General features: G+C 68.5%; 29 protein-coding genes, 1 tRNA gene and 1 pseudogene. 19 read left to right on the top strand and 12 right to left on the bottom strand.

Features of this window, described 5'->3' with window-relative positions:
• The first annotated feature begins 28 nt into the window (after window positions 1–28).
• On the top strand, window positions 29–814 hold the full coding sequence (locus CyaNS01_RS03490; protein ID WP_186698903.1) for a YebC/PmpR family DNA-binding transcriptional regulator: 786 nt from the start codon (window positions 29–31) through the stop codon (window positions 812–814).
• 19 nt (window positions 815–833) lie between these two features.
• On the opposite strand, the gene CyaNS01_RS03485 is transcribed toward CyaNS01_RS03490, so the two are convergent.
• Window positions 834–1,595, bottom strand: coding sequence for a glucosamine-6-phosphate deaminase (locus CyaNS01_RS03485; RefSeq protein WP_225875781.1), 762 nt, complete (start codon window positions 1,593–1,595; stop codon window positions 834–836).
• Between the two features lies 1 nt (window position 1,596).
• Window positions 1,597–2,892 carry a SpoIID/LytB domain-containing protein gene (locus CyaNS01_RS03480; RefSeq protein ID WP_222934197.1) on the bottom strand — a complete coding sequence of 432 codons (1,296 nt, stop codon included), beginning with the start codon at window positions 2,890–2,892 and terminating at the stop codon, window positions 1,597–1,599.
• Between the two features lie 91 nt (window positions 2,893–2,983).
• Between CyaNS01_RS03480 and rnz the strand changes: the two are divergent.
• Both rnz and psbV read left to right on the top strand, forming a co-directional pair.
• Window positions 2,984–3,922 (top strand): annotated as a pseudogene (gene rnz, locus CyaNS01_RS03475) (ribonuclease Z); the annotation flags it as partial.
• Window positions 3,923–4,140: 218 nt separating this feature from the next.
• Window positions 4,141–4,674: a photosystem II cytochrome c-550 gene (gene psbV, locus CyaNS01_RS03470; protein ID WP_186698899.1), complete on the top strand. Its 534-nt coding sequence runs from the start codon at window positions 4,141–4,143 to the stop codon at window positions 4,672–4,674.
• Window positions 4,675–4,705: 31 nt separating this feature from the next.
• On the opposite strand, the gene CyaNS01_RS03465 is transcribed toward psbV, so the two are convergent.
• From CyaNS01_RS03465 to serA, 4 genes are all read right to left on the bottom strand, one after another.
• The gene (locus CyaNS01_RS03465; RefSeq protein ID WP_186698897.1) at window positions 4,706–5,152 is read right to left on the bottom strand and encodes a hypothetical protein; all 447 of its coding nucleotides are present in this window, start codon (window positions 5,150–5,152) and stop codon (window positions 4,706–4,708) included.
• Between the two features lie 80 nt (window positions 5,153–5,232).
• On the bottom strand, window positions 5,233–5,532 hold the full coding sequence (locus CyaNS01_RS03460; RefSeq protein WP_186698895.1) for a ferredoxin: 300 nt from the start codon (window positions 5,530–5,532) through the stop codon (window positions 5,233–5,235).
• A gap of 165 nt (window positions 5,533–5,697) precedes the next feature.
• Window positions 5,698–6,621 (bottom strand): 50S ribosomal protein L11 methyltransferase, encoded by a 924-nt coding sequence (gene prmA / locus CyaNS01_RS03455; RefSeq protein WP_186698893.1) that lies wholly within the window; start codon window positions 6,619–6,621, stop codon window positions 5,698–5,700.
• A gap of 29 nt (window positions 6,622–6,650) precedes the next feature.
• Window positions 6,651–8,237 carry a phosphoglycerate dehydrogenase gene (gene serA, locus CyaNS01_RS03450; RefSeq protein WP_186698891.1) on the bottom strand — a complete coding sequence of 529 codons (1,587 nt, stop codon included), beginning with the start codon at window positions 8,235–8,237 and terminating at the stop codon, window positions 6,651–6,653.
• A gap of 87 nt (window positions 8,238–8,324) precedes the next feature.
• Here serA and CyaNS01_RS03445 point away from each other — a divergent pair, with 87 nt between their 5' ends.
• From CyaNS01_RS03445 to CyaNS01_RS03415, 7 genes are all read left to right on the top strand, one after another.
• Window positions 8,325–8,828 carry a hypothetical protein gene (locus CyaNS01_RS03445; protein ID WP_186698889.1) on the top strand — a complete coding sequence of 168 codons (504 nt, stop codon included), beginning with the start codon at window positions 8,325–8,327 and terminating at the stop codon, window positions 8,826–8,828.
• Window positions 8,828–9,610, top strand: coding sequence for a photosystem II S4 domain protein (locus CyaNS01_RS03440; protein ID WP_186698887.1), 783 nt, complete (start codon window positions 8,828–8,830; stop codon window positions 9,608–9,610). The genes CyaNS01_RS03445 and CyaNS01_RS03440 overlap by 1 nt, the downstream gene beginning before the upstream one ends.
• A 96-nt stretch (window positions 9,611–9,706) precedes the next feature.
• A complete protein-coding gene (locus CyaNS01_RS03435; RefSeq protein ID WP_186698885.1) occupies window positions 9,707–9,865 on the top strand; it encodes a hypothetical protein in 159 nt (52 codons plus the stop codon).
• 26 nt (window positions 9,866–9,891) lie between these two features.
• Window positions 9,892–9,963, top strand: a tRNA-Val gene (locus CyaNS01_RS03430).
• Between the two features lie 35 nt (window positions 9,964–9,998).
• Window positions 9,999–11,417, top strand: coding sequence for a UDP-N-acetylmuramoyl-L-alanine--D-glutamate ligase (murD, locus tag CyaNS01_RS03425; protein WP_186698883.1), 1,419 nt, complete (start codon window positions 9,999–10,001; stop codon window positions 11,415–11,417).
• A 62-nt stretch (window positions 11,418–11,479) separates the two neighbouring features.
• The gene (locus tag CyaNS01_RS03420) at window positions 11,480–11,950 is read left to right on the top strand and encodes an EVE domain-containing protein (protein ID WP_186698881.1); all 471 of its coding nucleotides are present in this window, start codon (window positions 11,480–11,482) and stop codon (window positions 11,948–11,950) included.
• Window positions 11,950–12,714, top strand: a complete 765-nt coding sequence (locus CyaNS01_RS03415) for a hypothetical protein (protein WP_186698879.1) — start codon at window positions 11,950–11,952, stop codon at window positions 12,712–12,714. The genes CyaNS01_RS03420 and CyaNS01_RS03415 overlap by 1 nt, the downstream gene beginning before the upstream one ends.
• On the opposite strand, the gene CyaNS01_RS03410 is transcribed toward CyaNS01_RS03415, so the two are convergent.
• The gene (locus CyaNS01_RS03410) at window positions 12,690–12,956 is read right to left on the bottom strand and encodes a DUF2811 domain-containing protein (protein WP_186698878.1); all 267 of its coding nucleotides are present in this window, start codon (window positions 12,954–12,956) and stop codon (window positions 12,690–12,692) included. The two genes, CyaNS01_RS03415 and CyaNS01_RS03410, sit on opposite strands and share 25 nt — an antisense overlap.
• Before the next feature lie 402 nt (window positions 12,957–13,358).
• Here CyaNS01_RS03410 and CyaNS01_RS03405 point away from each other — a divergent pair, with 402 nt between their 5' ends.
• Complete coding sequence (locus CyaNS01_RS03405; RefSeq protein WP_186698876.1) at window positions 13,359–14,252, top strand: NAD(P)-dependent oxidoreductase; 894 nt, start codon at window positions 13,359–13,361, stop codon at window positions 14,250–14,252.
• Here the strand turns inward: CyaNS01_RS03405 and CyaNS01_RS03400 are convergent.
• Both CyaNS01_RS03400 and CyaNS01_RS03395 read right to left on the bottom strand, forming a co-directional pair.
• Window positions 14,192–14,638: a DUF1818 family protein gene (locus CyaNS01_RS03400; RefSeq protein ID WP_186698874.1), complete on the bottom strand. Its 447-nt coding sequence runs from the start codon at window positions 14,636–14,638 to the stop codon at window positions 14,192–14,194. The genes CyaNS01_RS03405 and CyaNS01_RS03400 overlap by 61 nt on opposite strands.
• A gap of 20 nt (window positions 14,639–14,658) precedes the next feature.
• Window positions 14,659–14,889 carry a DNA-directed RNA polymerase subunit omega gene (locus tag CyaNS01_RS03395; protein ID WP_186698872.1) on the bottom strand — a complete coding sequence of 77 codons (231 nt, stop codon included), beginning with the start codon at window positions 14,887–14,889 and terminating at the stop codon, window positions 14,659–14,661.
• Window positions 14,890–14,973: 84 nt separating this feature from the next.
• Between CyaNS01_RS03395 and CyaNS01_RS03390 the strand changes: the two genes are divergently transcribed.
• The 3 genes from CyaNS01_RS03390 to CyaNS01_RS03380 all read left to right on the top strand — a co-directional run bounded on the left by CyaNS01_RS03390 (window position 14,974) and on the right by CyaNS01_RS03380 (window position 17,768).
• Window positions 14,974–16,554: an Hsp70 family protein gene (locus tag CyaNS01_RS03390; protein WP_186698870.1), complete on the top strand. Its 1,581-nt coding sequence runs from the start codon at window positions 14,974–14,976 to the stop codon at window positions 16,552–16,554.
• 180 nt (window positions 16,555–16,734) lie between these two features.
• The gene (locus CyaNS01_RS03385) at window positions 16,735–17,496 is read left to right on the top strand and encodes a hypothetical protein (protein ID WP_225875895.1); all 762 of its coding nucleotides are present in this window, start codon (window positions 16,735–16,737) and stop codon (window positions 17,494–17,496) included.
• 53 nt (window positions 17,497–17,549) lie between these two features.
• Window positions 17,550–17,768: a ferredoxin-thioredoxin reductase variable chain gene (locus CyaNS01_RS03380; protein WP_186698868.1), complete on the top strand. Its 219-nt coding sequence runs from the start codon at window positions 17,550–17,552 to the stop codon at window positions 17,766–17,768.
• A 28-nt stretch (window positions 17,769–17,796) separates the two neighbouring features.
• On the opposite strand, the gene pyrR is transcribed toward CyaNS01_RS03380, so the two are convergent.
• Window positions 17,797–18,333, bottom strand: coding sequence for a bifunctional pyr operon transcriptional regulator/uracil phosphoribosyltransferase PyrR (gene pyrR, locus CyaNS01_RS03375; RefSeq protein WP_186698866.1), 537 nt, complete (start codon window positions 18,331–18,333; stop codon window positions 17,797–17,799).
• Window positions 18,334–18,641: 308 nt separating this feature from the next.
• On the opposite strand from pyrR, the gene gpmI reads away from it, so the two are divergent.
• The 5 genes from gpmI to CyaNS01_RS03350 are packed head-to-tail and all read left to right on the top strand — an operon-like array spanning window position 18,642 to window position 22,922.
• Window positions 18,642–20,216, top strand: coding sequence for a 2,3-bisphosphoglycerate-independent phosphoglycerate mutase (gene gpmI, locus CyaNS01_RS03370; protein WP_186700173.1), 1,575 nt, complete (start codon window positions 18,642–18,644; stop codon window positions 20,214–20,216).
• A 24-nt stretch (window positions 20,217–20,240) separates the two neighbouring features.
• Window positions 20,241–20,471, top strand: a complete 231-nt coding sequence (secG, locus tag CyaNS01_RS03365) for a preprotein translocase subunit SecG (RefSeq protein ID WP_186698864.1) — start codon at window positions 20,241–20,243, stop codon at window positions 20,469–20,471.
• A 32-nt stretch (window positions 20,472–20,503) separates the two neighbouring features.
• Window positions 20,504–20,986: a peptide-methionine (R)-S-oxide reductase MsrB gene (gene msrB, locus CyaNS01_RS03360; RefSeq protein WP_186698862.1), complete on the top strand. Its 483-nt coding sequence runs from the start codon at window positions 20,504–20,506 to the stop codon at window positions 20,984–20,986.
• A gap of 26 nt (window positions 20,987–21,012) precedes the next feature.
• Window positions 21,013–22,161 (top strand): GSCFA domain-containing protein, encoded by a 1,149-nt coding sequence (locus CyaNS01_RS03355; protein WP_222934196.1) that lies wholly within the window; start codon window positions 21,013–21,015, stop codon window positions 22,159–22,161.
• On the top strand, window positions 22,158–22,922 hold the full coding sequence (locus CyaNS01_RS03350) for a hypothetical protein (RefSeq protein ID WP_186698845.1): 765 nt from the start codon (window positions 22,158–22,160) through the stop codon (window positions 22,920–22,922). The genes CyaNS01_RS03355 and CyaNS01_RS03350 overlap by 4 nt, the downstream gene beginning before the upstream one ends.
• 464 nt (window positions 22,923–23,386) lie before the next feature.
• Here the strand turns inward: CyaNS01_RS03350 and groL are convergent, their stop codons facing one another.
• Window positions 23,387–25,021, bottom strand: a complete 1,635-nt coding sequence (gene groL / locus CyaNS01_RS03345) for a chaperonin GroEL (RefSeq protein ID WP_186698843.1) — start codon at window positions 25,019–25,021, stop codon at window positions 23,387–23,389.
• A gap of 83 nt (window positions 25,022–25,104) precedes the next feature.
• On the bottom strand, window positions 25,105–25,416 hold the full coding sequence (gene groES / locus CyaNS01_RS03340) for a co-chaperone GroES (RefSeq protein ID WP_186698842.1): 312 nt from the start codon (window positions 25,414–25,416) through the stop codon (window positions 25,105–25,107).
• Window positions 25,417–25,459 lie beyond the last annotated feature (43 nt).

Raw genomic sequence — 25,459 nt, 5'->3', positions numbered from 1 at the left:
CCTCTCCTTCGACCACCTCCCAGCTCCGATGGCCGGCCACAGCAAATGGGCCCAGATCAAGCGCACCAAGGCGGTGGTGGATGCCAAGCGGGGAGCTGTGTTCACCCGTCTGGGCCGGGAGATCAGCGTGGCCGCCCGCGGCGGCGCCGACCCCAGTGGCAACTTCCAGCTGCGCACCGCGATCGAGAAGGCCAAGGCCGCCGGCGTTCCCAACGCCAACATCGAGCGGGCAATCCTGAAGGGATCAGGGCAGCTCAGCGGTGGCGGGGAGCAGTTCGCTGACGTGCGCTACGAGGGCTACGGGCCAGGCGGCGTGGCGGTGCTGATCGAGGCCTTCACCGACAACCGCAACCGCACCGCCGCCGACGTGCGCCTGGCCTTCAACAAGCACGGCGGCAACCTGGGGGAAAGCGGCTGCGTCAGCTATCTGTTCGAGCAGCGCGGCGTGGTGAGCCTCTGTTCACCCCTCGCCCCGGAACGGCTGGAACTGTCCCTGCTGGAGGGGCTGGAGGCGATCGAGGCCGCCGGTGGTCCCCCAACCCTGGACTACGAGCTCCAGGCAGGGGGAGTGGAGCTGCAGTGCCACTTCAGTGCCCTGGAAGCCCTGCAGGAGGCTCTGCAGGGAGCAGGTTTCACGGTGGAAGGCTGGGAGCACCGCTGGATTCCCCAGACCCCCTGCCCGCTGCACGAGGCCGAGCAGCTGCGGGGATGCCTGGGCCTGCTCGATGCCCTGGAGGATCTCGATGACGTGCGCGGCGTGACCTCCAACCTGGAGGCCGAGGACGCCCTGCTGGAGGCCCTGATGGCGGAGTGAATCCCGCTCTGGCGCCCGGTCAGGCCAGGCTGAGGGCGGCCTGGTCGGCCAGCAGCGTGACGGCGGGGTGCCTGCGCAGCCAGCTCGCCGGCAGCAGGGCGCTGGGGGGATCCTGCAGCAGCCGCCGCAGCACGGCCGCCTTGGCACCGCCCGTGACCACCAGCACAATCGCGCGGGCAGCGAGGATCTCCGCCAGTCCAAGGCTGATTGCCCTGGCCGGCACGGCCGCCAGGTCGCCGCCGAAAGCCCCGCTGTTCTGCTCACGCGTCGTGGCGCTGAGGGCCACACAGCGGCAGGGGGCATCGGCAGCGCAGGGAGGTTCGTTGAAGCCCACGTGGCCATTGAGGCCAAGCCCAAGCACCTGCAGGCCGATCCCCCCCGCAGCGGCCACAGACGCCCGATAGCTCGCGGCCGCAGCAGCGGGGTCGGCGGCGAGGCCATCGGGCAGCCGCACCTGGCTGGACTTCAGGCCCAGGGGGCCGGCCAGCCGCTCCTGCATGAAAGCCGCAAAGGAGCGGCCATCACCGGGGGCCAGGCCCACGTACTCATCCAGATTGAAGCTGAGCCAGGAACGGCGCACAGAGCGGCGCTCCGCTTCGGGTGCCCGGTGCCACCGCTTGACCAGAGCGGCGTAAACCGGCTCCATGGTTCGTCCTGTGGCCAGTCCCAGGGGTTGCTGGGGAGTCTCCAGGCGCTGCTGCCAGAGGCGCTCTGCCAGATGGTCCGCCACGGCTGCGGCGTTCTCAAACCGGATCAGCTCCAGCTCCTCAGAGCGGCTCAAGCTAGGGGTAGCGGCGCAACTGAGTGCCCCTGAAGTAGTGGCTCAGGATGGTCTCATGGCTGCGGCCCTGTTCCGCCATGGCCAGGGCGCCCCACTGGCTCATGCCCACCCCGTGGCCGAAGCCTCGACCGATCGCCAGCAGGGAAGGGGCCTCGGTGGCCGAATCCACGGCGGGGAACGGCTGAGCCAAGGGGGTCGTGGAGACCCTGGAGACCGCCAGCACAGGCGGCGGCGGCGTGGGCAGGCCCCGGGTGAGGGGACGGCTGGGCTCCACCACCTCAAAACGCACCTTGGTGCTGCGCAGGCCCAGGCGGCTGCGCAGCTGGGGGCCGGTCACCACCAGGGTGCCGGCCGGGCCGATCACCCTGGCCTGCCGCACCCGGCCGGTGGCCGTGGTGGCCAGCACATCGATGCGCCGCACCCCCCCGGTTTCGGCGAAGGCCTGGCGCAGAGCCTGCGGGGGCAGAGGCTTCTCCCACTGGTGCACAGGGCTGTTGTGGTCGAAATCAGGCACGCTCACCAGGTAGGGAAGCTGGCGTGTCCAGAGATCGCCGCTGTTCTCAGTGCGGCCGCCACTGCTGCTGTGGAACACCGTGGTGGCCAGTTTGCCCTGGTAGAAGAGCACCTGGCTGCGGGTGCTGGCCACGGCGCTCCGGGTGGAGTCGGTTTCGGCCTCCACACCCTTGTACACCTGGCTGCTCACCGTGGCGGTGACGTCGAAGGCGGAGCCTGGCTTGCGTTGGCGCAGGGCGTAGGTGCGGGCCGCGACGGCCTGGGCCCGCAGGGCGGCCTGGGGCCAACTGGCCGGCATCTCGCTACCCACCACACTCGGGAGATAGGTTTCGAGGCCGATGTGATTGATGGCCTGGAGGGTCTGGCCCTCGCGGCGCAGCATCAACCGTCCGCGGTAGTGCCGTTTCTGCAGCTGGAACAAGGCCTCCCGGGCGCCCACGCCGGGCTCTTTGGCCTCCAGCCAGAGGCCCTTGGCGGCAGGCAGTTCCCTGGAGCCCGCCTCGCTCTGAACCTGCAGGCGCCCCCCCTGCAGCCGAAGCACCAAGGCAGTGGCCGGAGCCAGCTCCAGCAGCGCGGGCGAGCGGGCCCCGCTGCGCAGCACCAGGGGCTGCCGCAGCGAGCTGAGGCGGATTTCGTTGCCCTCAGCCAACAGCACCCGGATCTCTGGCTCCCCCTGCTGGGCCTGGAGCTCGCTGCCACTGGGCACCAGGGCAACCACCGGCAGCGCCAGGGCCAGGGGGAGGATCACATCCGAGCGGCGGGAGATCAGGGAGTGCAGCGCCACAGGTGGGCCGGCAGAAGGCCCCCCATTGTGGCGATGCTGTTGGCAGCCCGCCAGCCCCGGCGTGGCAGCATGCGCAGGAGGCACAAGGCCCGTGCAGGTCACGTTTCTCGGCACCAGCTCCGGCGTTCCCACCCGTAGCCGCAATGTTTCCGCCGTGGCGCTGCGCCTGCCGCAGCGCAGCGAGCTCTGGCTGTTCGACTGCGGCGAGGGCACCCAGCACCAGTTTCTACGCAGCTCCCTGCGCGTGAGCCAGCTGCGCCGGGTGTTCGTGACCCACATGCATGGCGACCACATCTTTGGCCTGCCGGGCCTGCTCGCCAGCCTTGGCATGGCCGGCAGCTGCAGCGGCATCGACCTCTACGGCCCCGATCGCCTGCGCGACTACCTGGAGGGGGTGCTGCACACCAGTTCCACCCGCATCGGCTATCCCCTGCGGCATCACCAGGTGCGCCAGGCGGCCGAGCAGGGCCATCTGCTGCTGGACGACGGAGATCTCACCGTGCGCTGCACCCCCCTCACCCACCGGGTGCCGGCGTTCGGCTACCGCGTGGACCAGAAACCGAGGCCGGGGCGCTTCGACGTGGCCAGGGCCCAGGCTCTGGGCATCCCGCCCGGGCCCGTCTATGCCGAGCTGAAGCAGGGGCGGACTGTGAGCCTGGAGGACGGCCGGATCATCCGCGGCGGCAGCCTCTGCGGCCCGCCCCAGCCCGGCGCCAGCATGGTGTATTGCACCGACACGGTGTTCTGTGAGGCCGCCGTGGAGCTGGCCCGCGGCGCCGATCTGCTCATCCACGAGAGCACCTTCTCCCATGGGGAGGCGGAGCTCGCCTACCAGCGCCAGCACTCCACCAGCACCATGGCCGCCCAGACGGCCCTGGCCGCCGGGGTCAAGCAGCTGGCACTGACCCATCTGAGCCCGCGCTACGTGGCCGGCAACGCGATCAGCGCCGAGGACCTCGTGGAGGAAGCACGCGCCATCTTCGCCAACACGCTGCTGGCCAAGGACTTTCTGACGCTCGACGTGGTGCCCGGCCCCGCCGAGCCACTGGCCGAGGCCGCGACTGCCCCCAGCAGCGGCGCCGCTGCCCCCAGGGCCAGCCCAAGACGCCGAGCACGGGCGGCCCCACAGCCCTAGCCCTGCAACAGTTCTCCCGACTGCGCCGCTACGGCCCCGTTGCCCGTGATACAAGGTCTCCGATGCGGTTTCCGTCGCCCCACCTCCCTCTGCCACACCGCCGGCTTCCCCCAATGGCCTCAACCTTCTCCCCATCGGCCCTTCGCAGAGTGCTGCGGGCCGCTGCCCGTGCCCTGCTGGCGCTGCCCCTGGCCCTGCTGCTCTGCCTCGGCTTCGGCGGCCAGGCCCTGGCCGCCCAGTGGACCAGCGAGCAGCTCACCGTTCCCGCCAGCCCTGACGGCACCGCGGTGACCTTCAGCGAAGCGGAGATCAAGGGCGGTCGCAAGCTGTTCAACAACAGCTGCGGCGAGTGCCACGCCGGCGGCATCACCAAGACCAACCAGAACGTGGGGCTCGATCCTGAAACCCTGGCCCTGGCCACCCCGGCCCGCGACAACGTCGAGGCCCTGGTGGACTACATGAAAGACCCCACCAGCTACGACGGTGAATACAGCATTGCCGACCTGCATCCCAGCATGCGCAGCAGCGACGTGTTCGTGAAGATGCGCGATCTCGATGACGACGACCTGCGCCTGATGGCCGGCTACATCCTGGTGGCGCCCAAGGCCCAGGGCCTGCAGTGGGGCGGCGGCAAGATCTACTTCTGAGCCCGCTGGGTTCCAGCGGTCCTGTGAAGCCTCAGCCGGTGTCCCCCACACCGGCTTTTTGCTGGCTGGACGGCGGGGGAGCGGCCCTTGGAGGCTGTTGGTTGGTGGGGTCGAAGGAACTGGGCAACTTGCTGTACCACCACTCCTGCAGGCCGCCGGCGAGGCGCACCGGGAACAGGGTGATCACCGTGGCGGTGGGCCGGGAGCCAGGCTGGAGCAGCTCCACGGCATAGGAAGGACAGCGGCGGGCGGCCAGGTCGGCCACGAAGCGCCGGCCCACCCGCCGCCAGCTGGGCTCCTTGCTGCGCCAGGCCAGCCGGCAGCACGGCCAGGGCAGGTCTTCCCGGTCGAACAGCCGGCAGCAGGCCCCCAGCACCCGATAGCTGTACTGGCCGCCTGGACTGGCGTGCACACTGCCTGGCTCCAGCAGCTCCTGATCGGGCCGAGGCAGCGGGGCGGGAGGCGGCTGGGAGGGCATGAAAAAGCCACCCATCAGGGTGGCATGGTCAGAACGGGAAGACGAGAGGCCTGGGGCCTGCCGTCAGACAGCCTGAGAACTCAGTAGAGCTCTTCTTCGGAGTGGGTCTTGATGGTGCAGTCGCTGGTGGGGTAAGCCACGCAGGTGAGCACGAAACCAGCTTCGATCTGGTCGTCGTCGAGGAAGCTCTGGTCAGACTGGTCAACGGTTCCGGAGGACAGCTTGCCGGCGCAGGTGCTGCAGGCACCGGCGCGGCAGGAGTAGGGGAGGTCGATGCCCTGCTCTTCAGCGGCGTCGAGGATGTACTGATCGTCAGGAACCTCGATGGTCTTGTTGAGGCCTTCGCTCTCGTTGATGAGGGTGACCTTGTAGGAAGCCATGGAAGGGATTGGGGCTCACAGGCACCCGGGCAACCGGGCCTGTAGGACCCGCCCTTCATACATCCGCCACAGGCCGTTCCTGTCGATTTCGGGGCCCGAGGGCCGGAAGGCCAATCAAAGGGCAGACACAGATCAGCGTGCCTTATGCGACATCAGGCCTCGGCCTCAGGCCCTGCGGATCCGCAACAGCGCCCAGCCGCTCTGCCGGCGCGCCAGGCTGCTGAGCCAGCCTTCGGCCGCGAGAACCCTCTGCAGGCGCGGTGTCTGATCCTCCAGCAGGCCACTGAGCACGCCCACCCCCCCAGGAGCCAGCAGGCTGCTGAAGGCGGGGCAGAGGGCCTCGAGCACCGGCGCCAGGATGTTGCAGAGCAGCAGGTCGGCCCGCTGGCCGGCCTGCAGGGCCGCGAGCTCCGCTGCTGAGCCCTGCACCACCTGCAGCTGCTCGCCACAGCCGTTCATGGTGGCGTTCGCCCGGGTGGCGCGCACAGCCAGGGCATCGGTGTCGGCGGCGGCCACCCGGGTGGCGCCCTGCAGCAGGGCCGCCATGCCGAGGACGCCGCTGCCGCAGCCCAGGTCGGCCACGCTGAACTCCCCTGCCGGGCTGAAGCCCGCCGCCCCCTGCTGCGCCAGCAGCGCCTCGATCTCCTCGAGGCAGAGGCGGGTGGTGGGATGGCTGCCCGTGCCGAAGGCGCTGCCGGGGTCCATGCGGATCACGAGCCTGTCGGCGTGCTCCGCAGGGCGATCCAGCCAGGCGGGCAGGATCAGCAGCCGCTGCCCGACTGGATCGGGTCGCCAGTGCTGCTTCCAGCTGCTGCTCCAGTCTTCGTCGGCCTGCTGTTGCCAGGACACGGGCGGGAACACCAGCCCAAAGGGATCGGCCAGCTGGGCCAGGGCAGCCTCCAGCTGGCGCCGCTCTGGCTCAGGCCAGTCGATGGCCGGCAGCCAGGCCTGCAGCAGGCGCTGGTCTGGTCGCTCAGGCCGATGCCGGATCGCCACCCGGGGAAGGCCCAGGTCCTGCAGTTTCCACAGCAGCGACTCCTCCAGCTGGGGCGGCACAGGGAGTTCCAGCCGCCACCAGCACAGGGTCATGGTTGATCGCGGCGGGGGAACAGGCCTGTTCAGAGGGTCACCGGATGGGCCTCCTGGATGCCGGTGATCTCATGCACCAGGGCCAGCAGGCTGGCCGGAATCGGATCGTCGAGGCTGAGCACCATCACCGCATCCCCCCGCACGATGCGGCGGCCCACCTGCATCGAGGCGATGTTGACGTTGTTCTCGCCCAGCACCGAACCGATCTGGCCAATGATGCCTGGCATGTCCCGGTGACGGGTGAACAGCATGTGGCGGCTCGGGTTCACGCTCACGGGAAACTCGTCGATGCAGGTGACCCGTAACTCCCCATCGGCGAACACGGCTCCGGTGACGCTGTGGTTGCCGAGACTGCTGCGGGAGCTGAGCTGCAGCGAGCCGCCGGCGTAGTCGCGGGCGGCGTCATCCTTCACCTCAAGCACGTGGATGCCGCGCTCCTTGGCCTCCAGGCTGGCGTTCACATAGTTGATCGAATCCCCGAGCGCGGTGGAAAGCATTCCCTTGAGGGCGGCCACCACCAGGGGCTGGGCCGGATGGCTGGCGAATTCCCCCTGCAGGCGCACCTCCAGTTCGCTGATGCCGCCGCCGGCCAGCTGGCTGAGCAGCTGCCCCAGGGTCTCGGCCAGCTGCAGATGGGGCTTCAGCTGCTCCATCACCTCGGCGTTGAGGCCGGGGATGTTCACCGCACTGCGGGCGGGCAGGCCCTGCAGCACGTCCCGGATCTGCTCGGCCACATCGATGGCCACGTTCTCCTGGGCCTCGGCGGTGCTCGCCCCGAGGTGGGGGGTGAGCAGCAGACGTTCCTTCACGAGCCGCAGGGGCGAGTCGGCGGCCAGGGGCTCCTTGGCGTACACGTCCAGGGCGGCGCCGGCGATCACGCCGGCCTCCACGGCCTCGGCCAGGGCCGCCTCATCGACGATGCCCCCCCGGGCGCAGTTGACCAGGCGGGCCGTGGGCTTCATGGTGCGCAGCAACGCCGCGTTCACCAGATTCTCGGTGTCGGGCGTGCGGGGCAGGTGCAGGGTGACGTAGTCGGCCTCGGCGAACAGCTCGGCCAGGGGCAGCAGCTTCACCTGCATCGTCTGGGCCCGCTCGGGGGAGACGAAGGGGTCGTAGGCGAGCAGCTCCATCCCCATGGCCTTGGCCACCCGGGCCACGTGGGAGCCGATCTTGCCGAGGCCCACCACGCCGAGCTTCTTCTTGTAGAGCTCATTGCCCACGTAGGTCTTGCGGTCCCAGCCACCGGCCAGGGTGCTGGCGTGGGCCTGGGGCACGTGGCGCGACAGCGACAGCATCAGGGCCAGGGCGTGCTCGGCGGCCGCGATCGTGTTGCCCTCAGGCGAATTCACCACCAACACGCCGCGACGGGTGGCCGCAGGCACGTCCACGTTGTCGACGCCGACGCCGGCCCGACCGATGATGCGCAAGCGGTCGGCGGCTTCGATCACCTCGGCGGTCACCGTGGTGCCGGAGCGGATCATCAGAGCGTCGTAGCCACCGATGCAGGCCTTGAGCTCCGCGGCCGAGAGACCGGGGCGGAGGTCCACCTGGGCCACCTCGGAGAGGATGTCGATCCCCGCCTGGTCGATGGGATCGGAGACGAGAACCTTTGTCATGCCCGGCAGGTGGGGTGGGTAAGCCGGAGGTGAAGTGTAGTGAGCAGCGAGAATGCCGCGCAGACCGAATTTCTGAGGCAAGGCGGCGTGGGCACGAGCGTGGTGGTGGTGTTCAACGACCGCAAGCGGTTGAAGCAGTGCCAGGAGAGCCTGGCCGAGCGGCAGCCTCCCCTGGCGGAGCTGGTGGCCATCGGGGCCCAGGAGAGCAGCCTGGATGACGTGCCCCGCCTCAATCCAGCGGTGGCGCGCCGCAACAGGCAGCGCAGCATGGCCCGCTGGCTGCTGCCCTTCGGCTTCATGGCCGGGCTCACCTTCACCTACATCACCGATCTCGACACCTTCGCCTTTGCGGGGGCCTGGAGCCAGCACCTGATCGGAGCCCTGCTGGGTCTGGTGTCGGGCTGGATGGGCAGTTTCGCCGCCGCGGCCAGCGTGAGTTCCGAGGACGACGACAGGATCCGCGGCCTGCGCAACCGGCTGGAGGAAGGCAGCTGGCTGCTGCTGGCTGAGACCGCCAGCGGCGTGGACATGCCCTGGCTGCTGCTGCAGCAGCACCGGCCCCTGGCGGTAGTGCGCCTGGCAGACCGCTGATGCTGCCCCGCCGCGACCTGCTGTCGGGCAGCCGCCATCCAGGCGAGCTGGAGGCCCTGATCGCCAGCGCCGAACGGGTGCTGCACACCTGGCAGCCCCTCTGGAGCGGTTTTCTGGAGGGCTCGGTGCTGGAGGAGGCCCAGCAGCGCCTGGGCGATCTGGCCGAACTGCAGCTCCATGCCGAGGGGGGCTACAGCGGGGCGGAGCGCCGCCGGCTGCTGCTCAGCCGGCGGGACGGCGCCCAGGAGTGCGATCCGGTGGAAGCAGCCCTGGGTGGCCTCAGCCTGAACGGCAATTTCCTGTTCGATCCGGCTGAACCAGCCGATTTCCGCGCCAGCCTCACCACCGCGGGGCTACCGCCGCAAGCCCTGGGCGATCTCTGGCTGCGCGGCGACCGTGGCGCCCAGGCCGTGATCGCCACCAGCTGGGCCCTCCCCGAGGCGGTGGACCTGAGGGTGCGCAGCGTGCCGGTAAGCCTGGAGCCCCTGCCCCTGGAGCAACTGCAGCCTCCGGGGCGCCGCCTGCCGCGCCGTATCGACACGGTGGAGGCCTCCAGGCGGCTGGACGCGGTCGCCTCCGCCGGCTTCGGCGTCTCGCGCAGTCGGATGGGCAGCTGGATCCGCGACGGACAGGTGCGGCTCAACTGGGCCGCGGTGACCCGCCCCGGCCACGAACTGGTGGAGGGCGACCGGGTGCAGCTGAGCGGCAAGGGGGAGCTGCAGGTGGAGGCGATCAGCCCCACCAAGCGCGACCGCTTCCGCATCACCCTGCAGCGCCGCTGATGGCGGCTGGTTGCAGGAGCTCCGACTGCTAGGTTCCAATCACCTTGTCATGGCAGGGCACGGCAGCGATGGCATCCCGCTCCAGAACGGGATCCGTTGATCACTGAATCCAGGCTTCCGGCCTGGTCATTGCTCACCACCAGCGTCGTCGTCATTTCGTTGTTTGACGTTCCTGGGCTGATCTATCCGTTCAGGGTTTCGTTCAGCATCAAGCCGTTCAACATCAAGCCGATCAGCATCCAGCTTCAGGCTTGAACCGTCACACCTCAAACCCGTCCTACGGGCGATTAGCTCAGAGGTAGAGCACTACCTTGACACGGTAGGAGTCACTGGTTCGATTCCAGTATCGCCCACTTGTCTGAACCGGCGCCCTGCAGCGCCGCCCCCGATGTCCACCACGCCCCTGCGCCGTGAGGGTCTGACCGCCGTGGTGGGGATCGGACGCTCCGGCTCTGGCGCCGCTCGATTGCTCCACCGGGAGGGCCATCGGGTGTGCGTGATCGATTCGGCCACTGACGCCGAGCAGCGCCGGCGTGCTGAACAGCTGCGGCAGCTGGGGATCGAGGCACGCCTGGGCATCCCCCTGGAGGTCAAGGCGCTCGACAGCCTGGGACCCCAGCTGGAGCGGCTGATCCTGAGCCCCGGCATTCGCTGGGACCATCCGGCCATGGAGGATCTGCGGCGCCGCGGCGTGCGCGTGGATGGGGAACTGGTGCCGGCCTGGGAGGCCAGCCGACCGGTGCCCTGGATCGGCATCACGGGCACCAATGGCAAGACCACGGTGACCCATCTGGTGCACCACCTGCTCAACAGCAACGGCATCGATGCGCCGATGGCCGGCAACGTGGGCCTCTCCGCCGCGGAGCTGGTGCTGGAGCGGCTGAGCGCCCCCGAGGGGCTGCCGCAATGGATGGTGGTGGAACTGAGCAGCTATCAGATCGAGGCGGCTCAGGTGGTGGCGCCCCGGGTGGGCCTCTGGACCACGCTCACCCCTGACCACCTGGAACGGCACGGCAGCCTGGAGGCCTACCGGGCGATCAAGCGGAGCCTGCTGGAGCACAGCGCCGTGCGCCTGCTGAATGCCGACGACCCCGATCTGCGCCGCCATGCCGACAGCTGGCCGGGAGCCCATTGGGTCAGCGCCGGGCCGCGACAGGCCCTGCCGCCCTCGATCCAGCCCCTGCTCTGGATCGAGCGGGGCCGCATCTGGCAGGAGCGAGGCGGCCACGCCCACGATCTGATGGACGCCACCTGTCTGCAGATGCCAGGGCAGCACAACCTTCAGAACATGCTGCTTGCCGCCGCCGTCGGCCTGGAAGCCGGCCTCGAGGGCCCCAGCATGGAGCGGGCCTTCCGCCTGTTCCAGGGGGTGCCGCACCGCCTGGAGCGCATCGAGGTGTTGGAGGGCATCACCTATTACAACGACAGCAAAGCCACCAACTACGACGCCGCCGTGGTGGCCGTGCGAGCCCTCGAGGGTCCCCTGGTGGTGCTGGCCGGGGGGCAGGCCAAGCTCGGTGAGGCCCGCCAGTGGCTGGATGCCCTCCGGCAGAAGGCCCTGGCGGTGGTGCTGTTCGGCGCGGCCCGTGAGCGGTTCGGGACCCTGCTGCAGCAGGCAGGATTCGCAGGCGTGGTGCATCACTGTGAGGGACTGGAGGACGCCGTGCCCCTGGCTCGGCAGGCCGCCGAGAGCCTGGCGTGCCGGGCCGTGCTGCTCTCACCAGCCTGCGCCAGCTTCGATCAGTACAGCGATTTTGAGGCGCGCGGCAACCACTTCCGCGAGCTGGTGCTCAACCTCAAGACCTGATCATGCCGGCCCCTGTCACCCTCCGGCGCTGCCTCTAGCATGGGTTTCTGGCTGGCGGTGCGATGGCCTACTGGTTAATGAAGAGCGAGCCCGGGGTCTACGGCATCGACCACCTGCGGCGGGAAGGCACCACGCTCTGGGATGGGATCCGCAACTACCAGGCGCGCAATTTCATGCGCAGCATGGTGCCGGGAGATCTGGCCTTTTTCTATCACTCCAACACCAAGCCACCGGGCATCGTCGGCCTGATGGAGGTGATTGAAACCCACCTGGTGGATCCCAGCCAGTTCGATCCGGCCTCGAAGTATTTCGATGCCGCCGCCTCCCCGGAAACCCCCCGCTGGGACTGCGTCCGCCTGCGCTATCGCACCACCTACCCCCGGATGCTGAGCCTCGATGCCCTGCGGCAGGCTTTTACCCCTGAGGCGCTGGGCGTGGTGAAACGGGGCAACCGGCTGTCGATCCTGCCCGTGCCGGAGGCCACCGCCCGGCGACTCGAGACGCTCCTCGCCGCCGGCCCCGGGGAAACCTGATGGCTGATCCAGTGGCCGCGGCCACACCCGCCATCGCGATCCGACGGGCCGTGGAGGAGGGCTGGCAGGCCTTCATCAGAACGCCGGTTCCCTTCGTGCTGTTCACCACAGTGCTGGGAACAGCGAACCTGCTCTGCCAGCTGGCGATCCGCTTTCAGCAGGACCAGCTGCTGACGCCCTTCGGCCAGCCGGACGCCGGCGCCCAGCTGTTGCTCGTGATCGCGTGGTTCTGCTGGGGACTCAGCAATCTCTGGCTGGCCGTGGGGCTGCTGCACGGCGCCAGCACGGCTCTGGACCATGGCCGACCCCGGCTGCGCCGGATGCTGCGGCCCGATGGCCGGGCGATGCTGCGGGGAGCAGGCACCCTGGGGCTGGTGCTGCTGGTGCTGGGCGCCATTGCCCGGCTCGCCCAGGCCAGCGGCTGGCTGCTGGCCCTGATTCAGCCGCTGCTGTCGTGGCTGCCGCTGCTGGCGGGCTGGGCCGTGACGGTGTACCTGGCCACCGACCAACTGCTCTGCCTGCCGATCAGCGTGCTCGGCCAGGCCTCGCCGCTTGGGGCCTTCCGAGAGGGGCGCCGGGCGATTGATCCCCACTGGCTGCAGGCCCTGGGGCTCACCCTGGTGTTGATCCTGGTGGTGTTGGCAGGGTTCCTGGGCCTGCTGCTGGGGCTGGTGGTGGCCCTGCCGGTGGCCACCTGCATCCAGACCGCCGCTTACCGCCAGCTCTTCGGCATCCCGGCTCAACGGCCCCTGAACTCCGCCTGAGTCGGGAACAGGGTGGCCAGGTAGGTGCGGGTGAGCTCGCGGCTCGGCTCTCCGTTCTGCACCAGGAATCCCGCCAGGGCCGCCTGCACCAGGCGGTATTGATCCCAGTGGGGGTGACGTTCGATGAACAGCCGCATGCTGCGCAGCAACCCTTCGGGGACGCAGGCCTGCAGGCTCACGGTGGGGGAGGGCTCAGGGGCAGAGGCGTCGACCGAACCATCCCTGCCATCGGCGTTGGTCATAGCGGCTTCAGCCCGGCGATCGTCACCCAGTAGCCCATAGGTCGTGCGGAGGGTCAAATGCCGCCGGTCCGGGCCACGCAGAGGGGCTCCCACCCTGAGATCGCCTGCTGCAGCAGGGGTGCTCCCGCCACGGCGCTCCCCTACCAAGGCTCACCAGCCTCGAGAGCGACCTGTCAAGGGGAGCGAGGCGCCAAGCCCCTCACTGCGCCCCCTCTCCCCAGGACCGGGCAGGTGCCAGGCCGGGGCGACAGGCCCCCCGGGAAAACCTGTGGAAAAAGAGGGGCTGGCCTGGGGGATCTCCAGCAGGGCAGGAACAATCAGCACTGCTGATCACCTCAGGCTGAACCGGAACCGTCTCAGCCGGGATCAGCGGCACAAGCTGGGGGCCCCCGGAGTCCGCCGATGCCTACTGCCGCCCCGATCGCCCTGCTCGGCACCGGACTGCTGGGAGGCGCCATCGCCGAACGGCTGCTGCGGCAGGGCTACAGCGTTCAGGCCTGGAACCGCAGCCCTGCCCGGCTGCGGGCCCTGGAGACCTGCGGTGCCCTGGCCTGCGCGAGCCCCGCCGCCGCGACGCAGGGCTGCAGCTGGGTGATCACCGTGCTGTCAGATGCCAGCGCCTTCCGCCAGGTACTGCTGGAGCAACCAGAGCTGGAGCTGGCAGGCCTGCGGGTGGTGCAGATGGGCACCATCGGGCCATGGGAAAGCCAGGAGCTGGCGGAGTCGATCGCGGGCCGTGGCGGCCGCTACCTGGAGGCACCGGTGCTGGGCAGCAGGCCGGAAGCCCTGGCCGGCCGCCTGCAGGTGATGGCGGCGGGGCCGGCCGAGCTGTTTGCCGAGGCCCTGCCCCTGCTGCGGGAGCTGGGGCCCCAGCCCATCCATCTGGGTCCGGTGGGCCGGGCCATGCACACCAAACTGGCCCTCAACCAGCTGATCGCCAGCCTTACCCATGCCTTCAGCCTCTCGCTGCAGCTGGTTCAGGCGGCCGGGGTGGAGAGGGAAAGCTTTCTGGCCGTGCTGCGGGGCAGTGCCCTGCATGCCCCCACCTTCGACAAGAAGCTCCCCCGGATGGTGGCTGGCGACTACGCCAATCCCAACTTCCCCACCGCCCACCTGCGCAAGGACCTGAACCTGTTCCTGCAGGCAGCCCAGCGCCAGGGCCTGCACACCGAAGGGCTGGCGGGCCTGGCGGCGCTGCTGGAACGGGCAGCCGGCAGCCCCCTTGATGGGCTCGACTACAGCGCCCTGCATGAGCTCACGGGCCCCTGCTGGGAAGCTGAAAGCTCCGGGGCTTGAAGCTCCAAGCCCTGCAGGGCCTGCTCCAGGGCTGCCGCGATGGCGGCGCTGCCCTGAGGGCACCAGCGCCCCTCGATGCCGCGCCGCTCCGGGCCCGGGGCCAGCACGAGCCGCAGGGCCCAGGCCCTGCGGTGGCCCTCGATCTCCAGCCAGAGGGAGCCGGCGCCACAGGGTCGCTCCAATTCCAGGGTGATGGACTCTTCCGCCATCAGCTGATCGGCCAGGGCCTCCAGCTGGGCAGCGAGCTCCTGCACACCGCTCGCCAGCAGGCGGGCCTCGCCAGCACTGAGTTCGGCGGCCCACCCCTCAGCGCCGATCAGCACGGGCCAGGGGGCGCGGCAGGGGTCCACCACCAACCGCCATCCCTGACCCTCGAGAACCTCCACAGCCAGGGGGACTGCGTCGGTCAGCCAGGCAACAGGGCCGGCTGATCCTGCTCGTCGCTCAGTTCGACAATCGCCCGCTGCACGGGTTTGATCATCGACTCGTCCAGCAGACCGTCGAAGTCGTCAAAACGACGCTGCTTGGCGCGGAAGGCGATGCGAACCGTGGTGAGGTAGCGGTTGCTGGAGTGGCGGATCAGGCTCTCCGCCCGCTGGGCCAGTTCCTTGGCATTCACGTCCAGACCACGTTGCATCGGATCGATTACCACAGAGCATCAAGCGTAGGCCACTACCCCGGGAACTCCCGTACCCCCACTCCGACCGTCTAGAAGGACGCCATGGCTGGCACGCTCGCCATTGATCTCGGCAGCAGCACCACCGTGGTGGCCTATCAGGCACCAGGGGGGGTTCCGGTGTTGCTGGCCCTCTCCCCCTTCAGCCTGGAGGAGCCGCCGGTCATCCCCTCGCTGCTGTGGCTGGCCAGCGCCGACAGTCCCAGACCCCTGGTGGGCCGCCAGGTGCTGGAGGCAGGTCTGGCCCAGTCCACCGGAGTGGAGCTGCAGCGGGATTTCAAACGCCGGATCGGCGCTGGCCCGGCGCCGACCGCTGCCGCTAGCAACGACGCCAGCGCCCTGCCGCTGGCCCCGGAGACCAGCGCCAGCCTTCTGCTGCGGCTGCTCTGGGAGGCCCTGCCGCCCGACCTGGAACCCGGCCGGCTTGTGCTCACCGCCCCGATCGAGGGCTACCGGGGTTATCGGAACTGGCTGCTGCAGGCCTGCAGCGCGCTGGATGTGGCCGAAGTGGCCCTGGTGGATGAGCCCACCGCAGCGGCGATCGGCGCCGGGCTGGCGGCCGGCAGCACCGTGCTGGTGGTGGACGTGGGAGGCGGCACGATCGACCTCTCCCTGGTGCGGCTGGAGGGGGGCGAGGGCCGGGCGATGCCGATTGCCCAGCTGCTCCGCTTCGCGGGCCGCGACCTCGGCAGCAGCCGCCAGGCCCTGCGCTGCGCCACGGTGATCGGCAAGGCCGGCGTGGCCCTGGGCGGCCGCGACATCGATCGCTGGATCGCCCACCATCTCTGCGGCGAGCTGGGCAGCGACGGCCAGGCCGAGCCGGCCCTGCTGGATGGGGCCGAACGGCTCAAGTGCCGTCTCAGCCAGGTGCCCGAGGCGCGGGTGCTGGTGAGTTCACCCGGCAGGGCGCCGCTGGAGTGGCGGCTCAACCGCAGTGAACTCGACGCGCTGCTGGAGCAGCAGGGCCTGCTGGAGGAACTCGACGCCTTGCTGGAGCAGGTCCTGGCCGCCGGACGCCGCGCCGGGATGGGCCTGGGCGACATCGGGGCGGTGCTGCCGGTGGGGGGAGGCAGCCAGTTGGGAGCCGTGAGGGAGTGGCTGGCCAGACGCTGCCCAGGGGTGACCATCCGCGACCAGCGGCCGGTGGAGGCCGTCGCCCTCGGCGCCCTCGCCCTCACCCCGGGCGTCCGCGTCAATGACGTGCTCAGCCATGGCGTGAGCCTGCGCTGCTGGGATCGGCGCAGCGCCTGCCACCACTGGCATGCCCTGTTCGTGGCAGGCCAGAGCTGGCCCACGGAACATCCCCTGGAGCTGGTGCTGGCCTGCAGTCAGGACGGGCAGCGGGAACTGGAGCTGATCTTCGGGGAGCCCGTTGATGAGCAACGGCGCGAAGTGCTGTTCGAAGACGGCTTGCCCGTGCTGCGCCGACGCCAGGCCGGTGAGGCCGGCGTGCGGCGCTGGAGCCAGCCGCTGGTGGCCCTGCCCCTCGATCCGCCCGGCAGCCAGGGGGTGGATCGGCTGCGCCTGAGCTTCGGGATCGATGCCCAGGGGCAGCTGGTGCTGCGCGTCACGGACCTGCTCACCGAGGAGCAGGGCCCAGAGCGGTCCCTGGGGCCGGTCCGCTGAGACGGATTCACCGGATCGGCTCTGCATGGCCCAGGCCCCCAGGCCTTGGCAGGGCCTGCCAGAGCGCAGCGGGGGCGCTTACATGGGAGCTGCATAGCTGGGATCTGCCCCCTTTTGGCCCTGCGTCCGCTTCGGCGACCTCGCGTCTGGATTGCTGTTGCTGTCGGGCTGGTGGCCGCGATGGCGGGGGGGGCCTGGTGGTGGGAACGCCAACTGCCTGGCCGTCTTGAGACGGCCGCCGAACGCGGCGACCTGGACGCCTGCCTGCGCTATGGCGCCCAGCTGCAGGCCCTGCGCTGGCTGGGCGGCGGCGCTGCTCAGGAGCAGGGCCAGTGCCGCCGGCGTCAAGCCGGCCAGTTGTGGGAGGAAGAGCAGTGGGGCGAGGCCCTGCGGCTGCAGCTGCAGCTGGTCAATTCCGAAGCGGCCCGGCCGGAAGACCGCCAGCGCCTCGACGCCTGGCAGGTGGCCCTTCAGGATCGGGCCATGGCCCGCTTTGAAGCCGGCGATCTCGAGGGAAGCCTCGCCCTGCTCGAACCCATGGGCGAGCACGAGCGCCCCGACCGGCGGTCCCTGGGCAACCGGCTCAGGGAGATCTGGAGCCGCAACCAGCAGCAGCTGAAGCGGGCCCAGCGCCTGAGTCAGGAGAAGCGCTGGTGGGAGGCCCTTGAGGCCCTCAACCGCATCGACCATCCCTGGTGGAAGCAGCAGAGTGAGGCCGTCAGGGAGGAGGTCCAAGTGGGCATCGGCAGCCTGCGCGGTCCAGATCGCCAACGGGATGGCCATGGCGCCCTGCCCCACTCGGTGCCCCTTGAGCAGCTGGACCGGCAAGTGCAGCAGCGCATCGCTGCCGGCATGGATGAATGGGCCGCCTTCGAGGCCGCCTGCCGGGCCCTCGGCGGCGAGGTGGTCGAGGCCGGGCCGGAGAGCGGTTGTCAGCGCTGAGGAAGGCTCAGGCGCGCCATGACAAGATTGGGGCCTTGAGTGTCGGGTCGTTCATGCAGCCAGGGGATCAGGTCAGGGTCTGCCAGAGCGTGGTGGTGTATCACCATCCCGAACACCGCGGCGAGGCCTTTGATCTGAAGGGTCAGCAGGGTGAAGTGAAGACGGTGCTGAACGAATGGAAAGGACGGGTGATCAGCCCCACCCTGCCCGTGATCGTCGTGTTCGGAAAATTCAGGGCCCACTTCCGCCCCGATGAGCTCGAAGCCGCCTGAGCCGGGCCCATGTCCAGTCCCCGCTCTCTCAGGTTGAGGGGCGGATCAGAAAGACACCCTCTTCCGGGTCGATGCCGCGCAGACAGAGCTGAATCGACTCCTGGCGGCTGGTCGGCACCACGCGGCCGCAGAAGTCGGGCTGGATCGGCACTTCCCTGTGCCCCCGGTCCACCATCACCAGCAGGCCCACCCGTTTGGGGCGCCCCCAGGCCTGCAGCGCCTCCAGGGCAGCCCGCACCGTGCGGCCCGTGAAGATCACGTCATCCACCAGCAGCACATGGCGTCCCTCCAGGGCCACCGGCAGGGCCGTGGGCTGCACCAGACGGGTGCCCACCCGATCGAGGTCGTCCCGGTGAAAGGTGGGATCGAGGGCGCCCCGGTCCACGCACTGGCCGCTGAGCTGCTCCAGCCTTGAGGCCAGCACCTCGGCCAGGGCCACGCCCCTGGTGGGGATTCCCAGCAACAGCAGCGCCTCAGCGTCCGGCTCGGCCTCCAGCACCTGGGTGGCCAGCCGATCGAGGGTGCGGGCCAGCTCACCGCTGGAGAGAAGTGCCAGCCTGGCCATGCGCAGAGAAAGCTCCAGGGCACTCAGACTGAATCGTAGGCAGAGCGAGGCTCCAGCCAGCCCGGCTATCGGAGAACTGGCAGGGCCGCCCATCGCCAGGAGTGTGACCAAAACCTGACGCTGAATGGAAGCAACGCAAGACCGTTACAAACGGGCTGTAAGTTGACTCCCGAAGACACTTTCCAGCATGTGAGGTGAGCCGGGTGTCAGCAAAGCCCTCCCAGCAGTCAGCCGTGGGTTCCAGGGAGGGTGCGTCGGCCTCCAGGCTGCAGGGGCGCTCAGCTGATGGCTCCGGCTCCGTGGCTCCCGTGGTGTTGGCCATCCTCGACGGCTGGGGCCACCGCCGCGAACAGACCAACAACGCCATCCGCCTCGCCGACACCCCGGTGATGGATGCCCTCTGGCACGCCTATCCCCACACCCTGATCGAGGCCAGCGGCGCCGCCGTGGGCCTGCCGGATGATCAGATGGGCAATTCCGAGGTGGGCCACCTCACGATTGGCTCAGGTCGGGTCATCCGCCAGGAACTGGTGCGTATCACCCAGGCCGTCCGCGATGGCTCCCTGGCCCGCAACGGCGCCCTCAACACCCTGGCCGATTCCCTGCTCCAGAGCGGCGGCACCCTGCACCTGCTGGGCCTCTGCTCCGATGGCGGGGTGCACAGCCACATCAGCCACCTCGGGGGCCTGCTGCAGTGGGCCGCCGGGCGGGGTCTGAGCGATGTGTGTGTGCATCTGATCACCGATGGCCGCGACACAGCCCCCACCAGCGCCCTCACCTACGCGGCGATGGTCGAGGCCCAGATCGCGGCGGCAGGGGTCGGCCGCATCGCCACCGCCTGCGGGCGGTACTGGGCCATGGACCGCGACAGTCGCTGGGAGCGCACCGAGCGGGCCTATCGCCTCTACACCGAGCCCGGAGAGCCCACGGGTCAGTCAGCGGCGGAGGTCATCGCCGCCTCCCATGGGGCCGACGTGGGCGATGAATTCCTGGAGCCGGTGCGGCTGAGCGAGGGCCATCTGAAGTCCGGCGACGGCCTGATCTGCTTCAACTTCCGTCCCGACCGGGTGCGGCAACTGGTCCGCGCTCTGGTGCTCAGCGACTTCGAGGGCTTCCCCCGCACCGATCCCCCCAGGCTGCAGGTGGTCACGTTCACCCAGTACGAGCGGGGCCTGCCGGTTGAGGTGGCCTTCCCACCGGAATCCCTCGATGGCCTCCTGGGGCAGGCGGTGTCGGAGGCGGGCCTGCGCCAGTTCCGAACCGCAGAAACGGAGAAATACCCCCATGTCACCTACTTCATGAATGGCGGGATTGAGCAGGCCTTCCCGGGGGAAGACCGGCACCTGGTGCCTTCGCCCAGGGTCGCCACTTACGACCAGTCCCCGGCCATGTCGGCCGAACAGCTCACCGAGAGCTGCGTGGCGGCGATCCGCAAGGGCCTCTATGCCCTGGTGGTGATCAACTACGCCAACCCCGACATGGTGGGACACACCGGCCAGATCCAGGCCACCACCGAGGCGATCGGCACCGTGGACCGCTGCGTGGGCCGCCTGATGGAAGCCACCAATCGCATGGGCGGCACGCTGCTGATCACCGCCGACCACGGCAATGCCGAGGTGATGGTGGGCAGCGATGGCCGCCCCTGGACAGCTCACACCACCAACCCGGTGCCGGTGATCCTGGTGGAGGGGGAGCGGCGCAAGCTGCCTGGCCACGGCAACGCCGTGACCCTGCGCGAGCACGGCGGACTGGCCGACATTGCCCCCACCCTGCTGGAGATCCTGGGGCTTCCCAAGCCAAGCCTGATGACCGGCACCTCCCTGGTGGAGCCGAGCACCGTCACCGTGGCGGAGAACCGGGTGCCGCAGACCCTGAGCGTCTAGCCTGCGACAACCGCACCCGCAGCCATGGTTGCTTCCGTGATGGCCTGGGTCTGGGCCGCCACCGGCATTCTCCTGATCCTGACCATTCTCCTGCACAGCCCCAAAGGCGACGGCATGGGTGGCCTGGCGTCCAGCGGCGGCTCGATGTTCACCAGCGCCCGCAGCGCTGAACAGACCCTCAACCGCGTCACCTGGACCCTGCTGGTGCTGTTCCTGGCCCTGGCCGTGGTGCTGAGTGCCGGCTGGCTGGCCTGAGCCCGCCCCTTGCCTTCCCCTCTCTGATGCCGATGTCCCGTCGCAACCTGCTCACCGGCGTCGCCTCGGGCCTGGCCGGTCTGCTTGCCACAGGATGCCGGGCCGATGCCTCTGCAGAGGCCAACGACCCGAGTTGGCAGCTGAGCGAAGCGGAGTGGCGCAAGCGACTGAGCCCCGAGGCCTTCAAGGTGCTGCGCCAGGAGGGCACCGAGCGCCCCTTCTCCAGCCCGCTCAATGACGAAAAGCGTCAGGGCACCTACAGCTGCGCCGGCTGCGACCTGCCCCTGTTCAGCTCCAGCACCAAGTACGACAGCGGCACCGGCTGGCCGAGCTTCTGGGACCCCCTGCCCAACGCCATCGGCACCAAGAAGGATTTCAAGCTGATCGTGCCCCGCACCGAATACCACTGCCGTCGCTGCGGCGGCCACCAGGGCCATGTCTTCGCTGACGGCCCCAGGCCCACGGGCAAGCGCTACTGCAACAACGGTGTCGCCCTGCGCTTCGTGCCCAGCTGATTGTCCGCAAACCGTGCTGATTGCCCGTGACGAGTCCCTACAGCGCCCTGCCGAGCAGGGCTTTCTGGCGCAAGGCGGTGGTGGAGGCCTCCCCCTTCGATCAGAGCGATCTCTATCAACCCAAGTGGAAGATCAGCCCAGACACCAAGATTGCGACCGCCGGCAGCTGCTTTGCTCAGCACATCACCAGCCATCTGAGGGCGCATCACTTCAACGTCCTTGACCTGGAAAGACCGCCCTTTTCCTTGCCGGAAGAACACCATCAGCGTTTCGGATTCTCGCTTTATTCCTGCCGCTACGGCAACATTTACACCGCCCAGCAGCTGCTCCAGCTGGCCCAGGAAGCACGGGGCCGCTTTCAGCCCCAGGAACCCGCCTGGGAGCGGGACGGCCGCTGGTTTGATGCCCAGCGGCCGGGCGTCGAACCTGAAGGCCTGGACAGTGCAGATGCCGTGAGGGAGCATCGCCGCCATCACCTCACCCGGGTGAGACTGATGTTCAAGCGCATGGATCTATTCATCTTCACCCTCGGCCTCACGGAAGCCTGGGTGCGCCCCGGCGGGCTGCAGGACACGGTGTACCCCACCGCTCCCGGCACGATCGCCGGCCAGTTCGAGCCACAACGGTATGCCTTCAGAAATTACGGCTGCGCCAGTGTGATTCAGGCGCTGCAGAGCTTCCGTCGGGTGGTGCTGAGCCTGCGGCGCGGCCGTTCCTTTCAGATGCTGCTCACCGTGTCGCCGGTGCCGCTCACGGCCACAGCCAGTGGTGACCACGTGCTCGCTGCCACCACCTACTCCAAGGCCGTGCTGCGGGCGGCGGCAGGTGATCTGGCGGCCGGCTCTGAGGCCATCGACTATTTCCCTTCCTACGAGATCATCACCAACCAGGCGGCCCGCGGTGTCTTCTACGAGGCCAATCTGCGCTCGGTGCGCAGCCAGGGCGTGAGCGTGGCGATGGACACCTTCCTGGAAGCCCACAGGTCCGAGGCCCTCAGCCGCAATGGCCTGGGAGCTGACACCAGCCCAGGGGCGACGATGCCTACCAGAGTGCGGGGCAAAAGCGCCTCCCGGGTGCGGCGCCAGGGCCAACGGGCCGAACGACAGACCAACCAGCGACAGCGGAGCGGCGATCTGCAGTGCGAAGAGGCCCTGCTGGAGGCCTTCGGCCCATGAAGCGGGTCCTCTGGTGCGGAGGCTCCCACCTGGGTAATACCAAGAATTCAGCGATTCGCCGCCTGCACGAAGGGCTGCTGCGCGACTACAGCGCCGAGTTCTATATCACCGCTGCCCCCGCCAACCGCAACTGGAGTGCCAGGGGTGGGCGTTACGGCGTGGAAGGCAGCACGGTGTTTGGCAACCGCACCATGCCCACAGAGCGGCGTGATCTGAGCCTCTATGCCGCCATCATCTTCGTCGGCCAGTGGATTCAGCCCTGGTTCGCCTTCCGGGATGGCCTTCCACTCTCGGAGGCCCTGCTGCGGCTGAGCCTGGAGGGATTGCCCCTGCATCCCTGGATCACCCGTCAGGGCCAGCGCTTTCGCTGGTTCAATGAGCCCCTGGCCCTGTTTCCCCAGCTCACCGAGGCCCCCGTGATCCTGATTCGCGACCCCGAGGCCCGCATGAAGCACTACCGCGTGGTGCCAACGGCGGTGAAACGGCGCTTCCAGACCCATCTGGAGGCGTTCTGCCAGGAGGCCGGCATCCTTCTGTGTCCCCAGGCCTCAGACACCCTGGATCGCGACCTGGTGACCATGCCCCGTTATCTCCGCAACAGATCAGGGGACGATTGCGTGCACATGTCGGATGCGTACTGGCAGCGGCTGTTCGTCAACCAGCTGGAGCCGCTGTTGAGGGTTCAGCTACAGCAGCAGAAGGCGAGCATGAGGGCGGCCAACCTGGCAACAGCTAGAGTAATGTCATCAGGGCAATCCTGAAAGATGAGCAGGTTTCAAGCAACAATCTCCACATTTGCAGCGATCGGCACAATTGCCCTCACTGTTGTCACGGTCTACCGTTTTGTTGATAATCAGCGGCAGCGCGAGCTGCAGAATCAGAAGGAGATTCAAACCCTCAGAGAGCAGCTCAACCAGCAATTGCTCGACAGGTCCCTCGAACCTGAGCCTGAGGCTCCCACTCCCACACCACGAGAGCCATCAAGGCCGTCCCAGCAATCTGCCGGGCCATCCGAGCCGGCCCAGTCCCCGCCGCCGGTGTTCCAACCCTCAGTGATCCAGCCCCTCGAGCCCCCGCCGCAATCGCCGCCAGTGCATTCCGGCCCCTAGAAAGCTGGCAGGGCCACAGCCCAACAGCCGGCAAGGACGACCAAAAAAAGCGCCCCCGGAGGGGCGCTTGCTGGAGGCGGGATGACAGCATCCCGCCCGGATGACACCGTGGCGAATCAGTAGTCGAAGTCGCCGCCCATGCCACCGCCGCCGGCGGGAGCTGCTTCCTTCTTCTCGGGCAGGTCAGCCACGATGCACTCGGTGGTGAGCACCATGCCGGCGATCGAGGCGGCATTCTGGAGACCGGAGCGCGTGACCTTGGCGGGGTCCACGATGCCGGCGGCCAGCATGTCCACGTAGTCGCCGGTGGCCGCGTTGTAGCCCTCGTTGAAGGGCTTGTTCTTCACGTTTTCGGCCACCACAGCACCATTGGCGCCGGCATTCTCAGCGATCCGCTTGAGCGGAGCGGTGAGGGCGGAAGCCACGATGGTGGCGCCGATCAGCTCTTCGCCTGAGAGGTTGGCCGCGGCCCACTCCTCGAGGGCGGGAGCCAGGTGGGCCAGGGTGGTGCCACCGCCGGGAACGATGCCCTCCTCAACAGCCGCCTTGGTGGCGTTGATGGCGTCTTCGAGGCGCAGCTTCTTGTCCTTCATCTCGGTCTCGGTGGCGGCGCCCACCTTGACCACGGCCACACCACCGCTCAGCTTGGCCAGACGCTCCTGCAGCTTCTCCTTGTCATAGGAGGAGTCGGTTTCGTCCATCTGCTTGCGGATCTGCTCGCAGCGGGCCTTCACCGCCACCTCGTTGCCTTCGGCCACGATGGTGGTGGTGTCCTTGTTGATGGTGATGCGGCGGGAGGTGCCCAGCATCTCCAGCTTGGTGTTCTCCAGTTTGAGGCCGGCGTCCTCGGTGATCAGCTGACCGTTGGTGAGAACGGCGATGTCCTCGAGCATGGCCTTGCGGCGGTCACCGAAGCCGGGGGCCTTGACGGCGGCCACGTTGAGCACACCGCGCAGGCGGTTCACCACCAGGGTGGCGAGGGCTTCCTTCTCGATGTCCTCGGCGATGATCAGCAGAGGCTTGCCGGTGCGGGCGATCTGCTCGAGCACGGGCACCAGGTCCTGCACCAGGCCGATCTTCTTGTCGGTGAGCAGGATGTAGGGCTCTTCGAGCACCGCTTCCATCCGCTCGGTGTCGGTGGCGAAGTAGGGCGAGATGTAGCCCTTGTCGAAGCGCATGCCCTCGGTGACCTCCAGCTCGGTGGTCATCGACTTGCCTTCTTCCAGGGAGATCACCCCCTCCTTGCCCACCTTGTCCATGGCGTCGGCGATCATCTGGCCGACTTCTTCGTCGTTACCGGCGGAGATGGTGCCCACCTGGGCGATGGCGTTGGAGTCGGAGATCGGCTTGGCGTGCTCCTCGATCTTCTTGACGAGGAAGTCGGAGGCCTTGTCGATGCCCTTCTTGAGGGTGATGGCGTTGGCACCGGCGGCCACGTTGCGCAGGCCCGCCTTGACCATGGCGTGGGCCAGGACGGTGGCGGTGGTGGTGCCGTCACCGGCAGCGTCATTGGTCTTGGAAGCGGCCTGACGGATCAGGGCCACACCGGTGTTCTCGATGTGATCCTCCAGCTCGATCTCCTTGGCGATCGTGACGCCGTCGTTGATGATCTGGGGGGCACCGAATTTCTTCTCGAGCACCACATTGCGGCCCTTGGGACCGAGGGTGACAGCCACTGATTCGGCAAGGATGTCGATGCCTTTTTCGAGCGCCCGACGGGCTTGCTCGTTGTAGATGATGCGCTTGGCCATGGGAGGCAAAGGTCGTAGGAAAGAACAGTGAAAGGAGTGTTCAGCGCGTCAGCGCGCCACAGCACTCAGCGTGGAGCTGGAATTCAGCTGACGACGGCGAGGATGTCCTTCTCGGACAGCAGCACGTATTCATCGGAGCCGAGCTTGATGTCGGTACCGGCGTACTTGCTGTAGAGCACCTGATCGCCGATGCTCACTTCCGGAGCCTGGCGGGAACCGTCGTCATTGCGCTTGCCGGCACCCACTTGAACCACTTCCCCGACCTGGGGCTTTTCCTGGGCGGTGTCGGGCAGAAGGATGCCGCCGGCGGTTTTTTCGTCTGAGGCAGAGACTTTGATGAAAATGCGATCTCCGAGGGGCTTAACCGTGGAGACGCTGAGGGAAACAGCAGCCATGGATAGATGCGATAGCAACGACATGGCGCCAGAGACGCCATGC

Origin of the sequence: Cyanobium sp. NS01, assembly GCF_014280235.1 — a bacterium.
GTDB lineage: Bacteria > Cyanobacteriota > Cyanobacteriia > PCC-6307 > Cyanobiaceae > NIES-981.
The sequence above is the reverse complement of the archived record's forward strand: the minus strand, read 5'-3'. Positions and strand labels throughout refer to the sequence as shown.

Coding starts and splice junctions, on each gene's coding strand:
- CyaNS01_RS03490 (WP_186698903.1), top strand. CDS start 29: ATGGCCGGCCACAGCAAATGGGCCCAGATCAAGCGCACCAAGGCGGTG.
- psbV (WP_186698899.1), top strand. CDS start 4,141: ATGGCCTCAACCTTCTCCCCATCGGCCCTTCGCAGAGTGCTGCGGGCC.
- CyaNS01_RS03465 (WP_186698897.1), bottom strand. CDS start 5,152: ATGCCCTCCCAGCCGCCTCCCGCCCCGCTGCCTCGGCCCGATCAGGAG.
- CyaNS01_RS03460 (WP_186698895.1), bottom strand. CDS start 5,532: ATGGCTTCCTACAAGGTCACCCTCATCAACGAGAGCGAAGGCCTCAAC.
- prmA (WP_186698893.1), bottom strand. CDS start 6,621: ATGACCCTGTGCTGGTGGCGGCTGGAACTCCCTGTGCCGCCCCAGCTG.
- serA (WP_186698891.1), bottom strand. CDS start 8,237: ATGACAAAGGTTCTCGTCTCCGATCCCATCGACCAGGCGGGGATCGAC.
- CyaNS01_RS03440 (WP_186698887.1), top strand. CDS start 8,828: ATGCTGCCCCGCCGCGACCTGCTGTCGGGCAGCCGCCATCCAGGCGAG.
- murD (WP_186698883.1), top strand. CDS start 9,999: ATGTCCACCACGCCCCTGCGCCGTGAGGGTCTGACCGCCGTGGTGGGG.
- CyaNS01_RS03420 (WP_186698881.1), top strand. CDS start 11,480: ATGGCCTACTGGTTAATGAAGAGCGAGCCCGGGGTCTACGGCATCGAC.
- CyaNS01_RS03415 (WP_186698879.1), top strand. CDS start 11,950: ATGGCTGATCCAGTGGCCGCGGCCACACCCGCCATCGCGATCCGACGG.
- CyaNS01_RS03410 (WP_186698878.1), bottom strand. CDS start 12,956: ATGACCAACGCCGATGGCAGGGATGGTTCGGTCGACGCCTCTGCCCCT.
- CyaNS01_RS03405 (WP_186698876.1), top strand. CDS start 13,359: ATGCCTACTGCCGCCCCGATCGCCCTGCTCGGCACCGGACTGCTGGGA.
- CyaNS01_RS03395 (WP_186698872.1), bottom strand. CDS start 14,889: ATGCAACGTGGTCTGGACGTGAATGCCAAGGAACTGGCCCAGCGGGCG.
- CyaNS01_RS03390 (WP_186698870.1), top strand. CDS start 14,974: ATGGCTGGCACGCTCGCCATTGATCTCGGCAGCAGCACCACCGTGGTG.
- CyaNS01_RS03385 (WP_225875895.1), top strand. CDS start 16,735: ATGGCGGGGGGGGCCTGGTGGTGGGAACGCCAACTGCCTGGCCGTCTT.
- CyaNS01_RS03380 (WP_186698868.1), top strand. CDS start 17,550: ATGCAGCCAGGGGATCAGGTCAGGGTCTGCCAGAGCGTGGTGGTGTAT.
- pyrR (WP_186698866.1), bottom strand. CDS start 18,333: ATGGCCAGGCTGGCACTTCTCTCCAGCGGTGAGCTGGCCCGCACCCTC.
- secG (WP_186698864.1), top strand. CDS start 20,241: ATGGTTGCTTCCGTGATGGCCTGGGTCTGGGCCGCCACCGGCATTCTC.
- msrB (WP_186698862.1), top strand. CDS start 20,504: ATGTCCCGTCGCAACCTGCTCACCGGCGTCGCCTCGGGCCTGGCCGGT.
- CyaNS01_RS03350 (WP_186698845.1), top strand. CDS start 22,158: ATGAAGCGGGTCCTCTGGTGCGGAGGCTCCCACCTGGGTAATACCAAG.
- groL (WP_186698843.1), bottom strand. CDS start 25,021: ATGGCCAAGCGCATCATCTACAACGAGCAAGCCCGTCGGGCGCTCGAA.
- groES (WP_186698842.1), bottom strand. CDS start 25,416: ATGGCTGCTGTTTCCCTCAGCGTCTCCACGGTTAAGCCCCTCGGAGAT.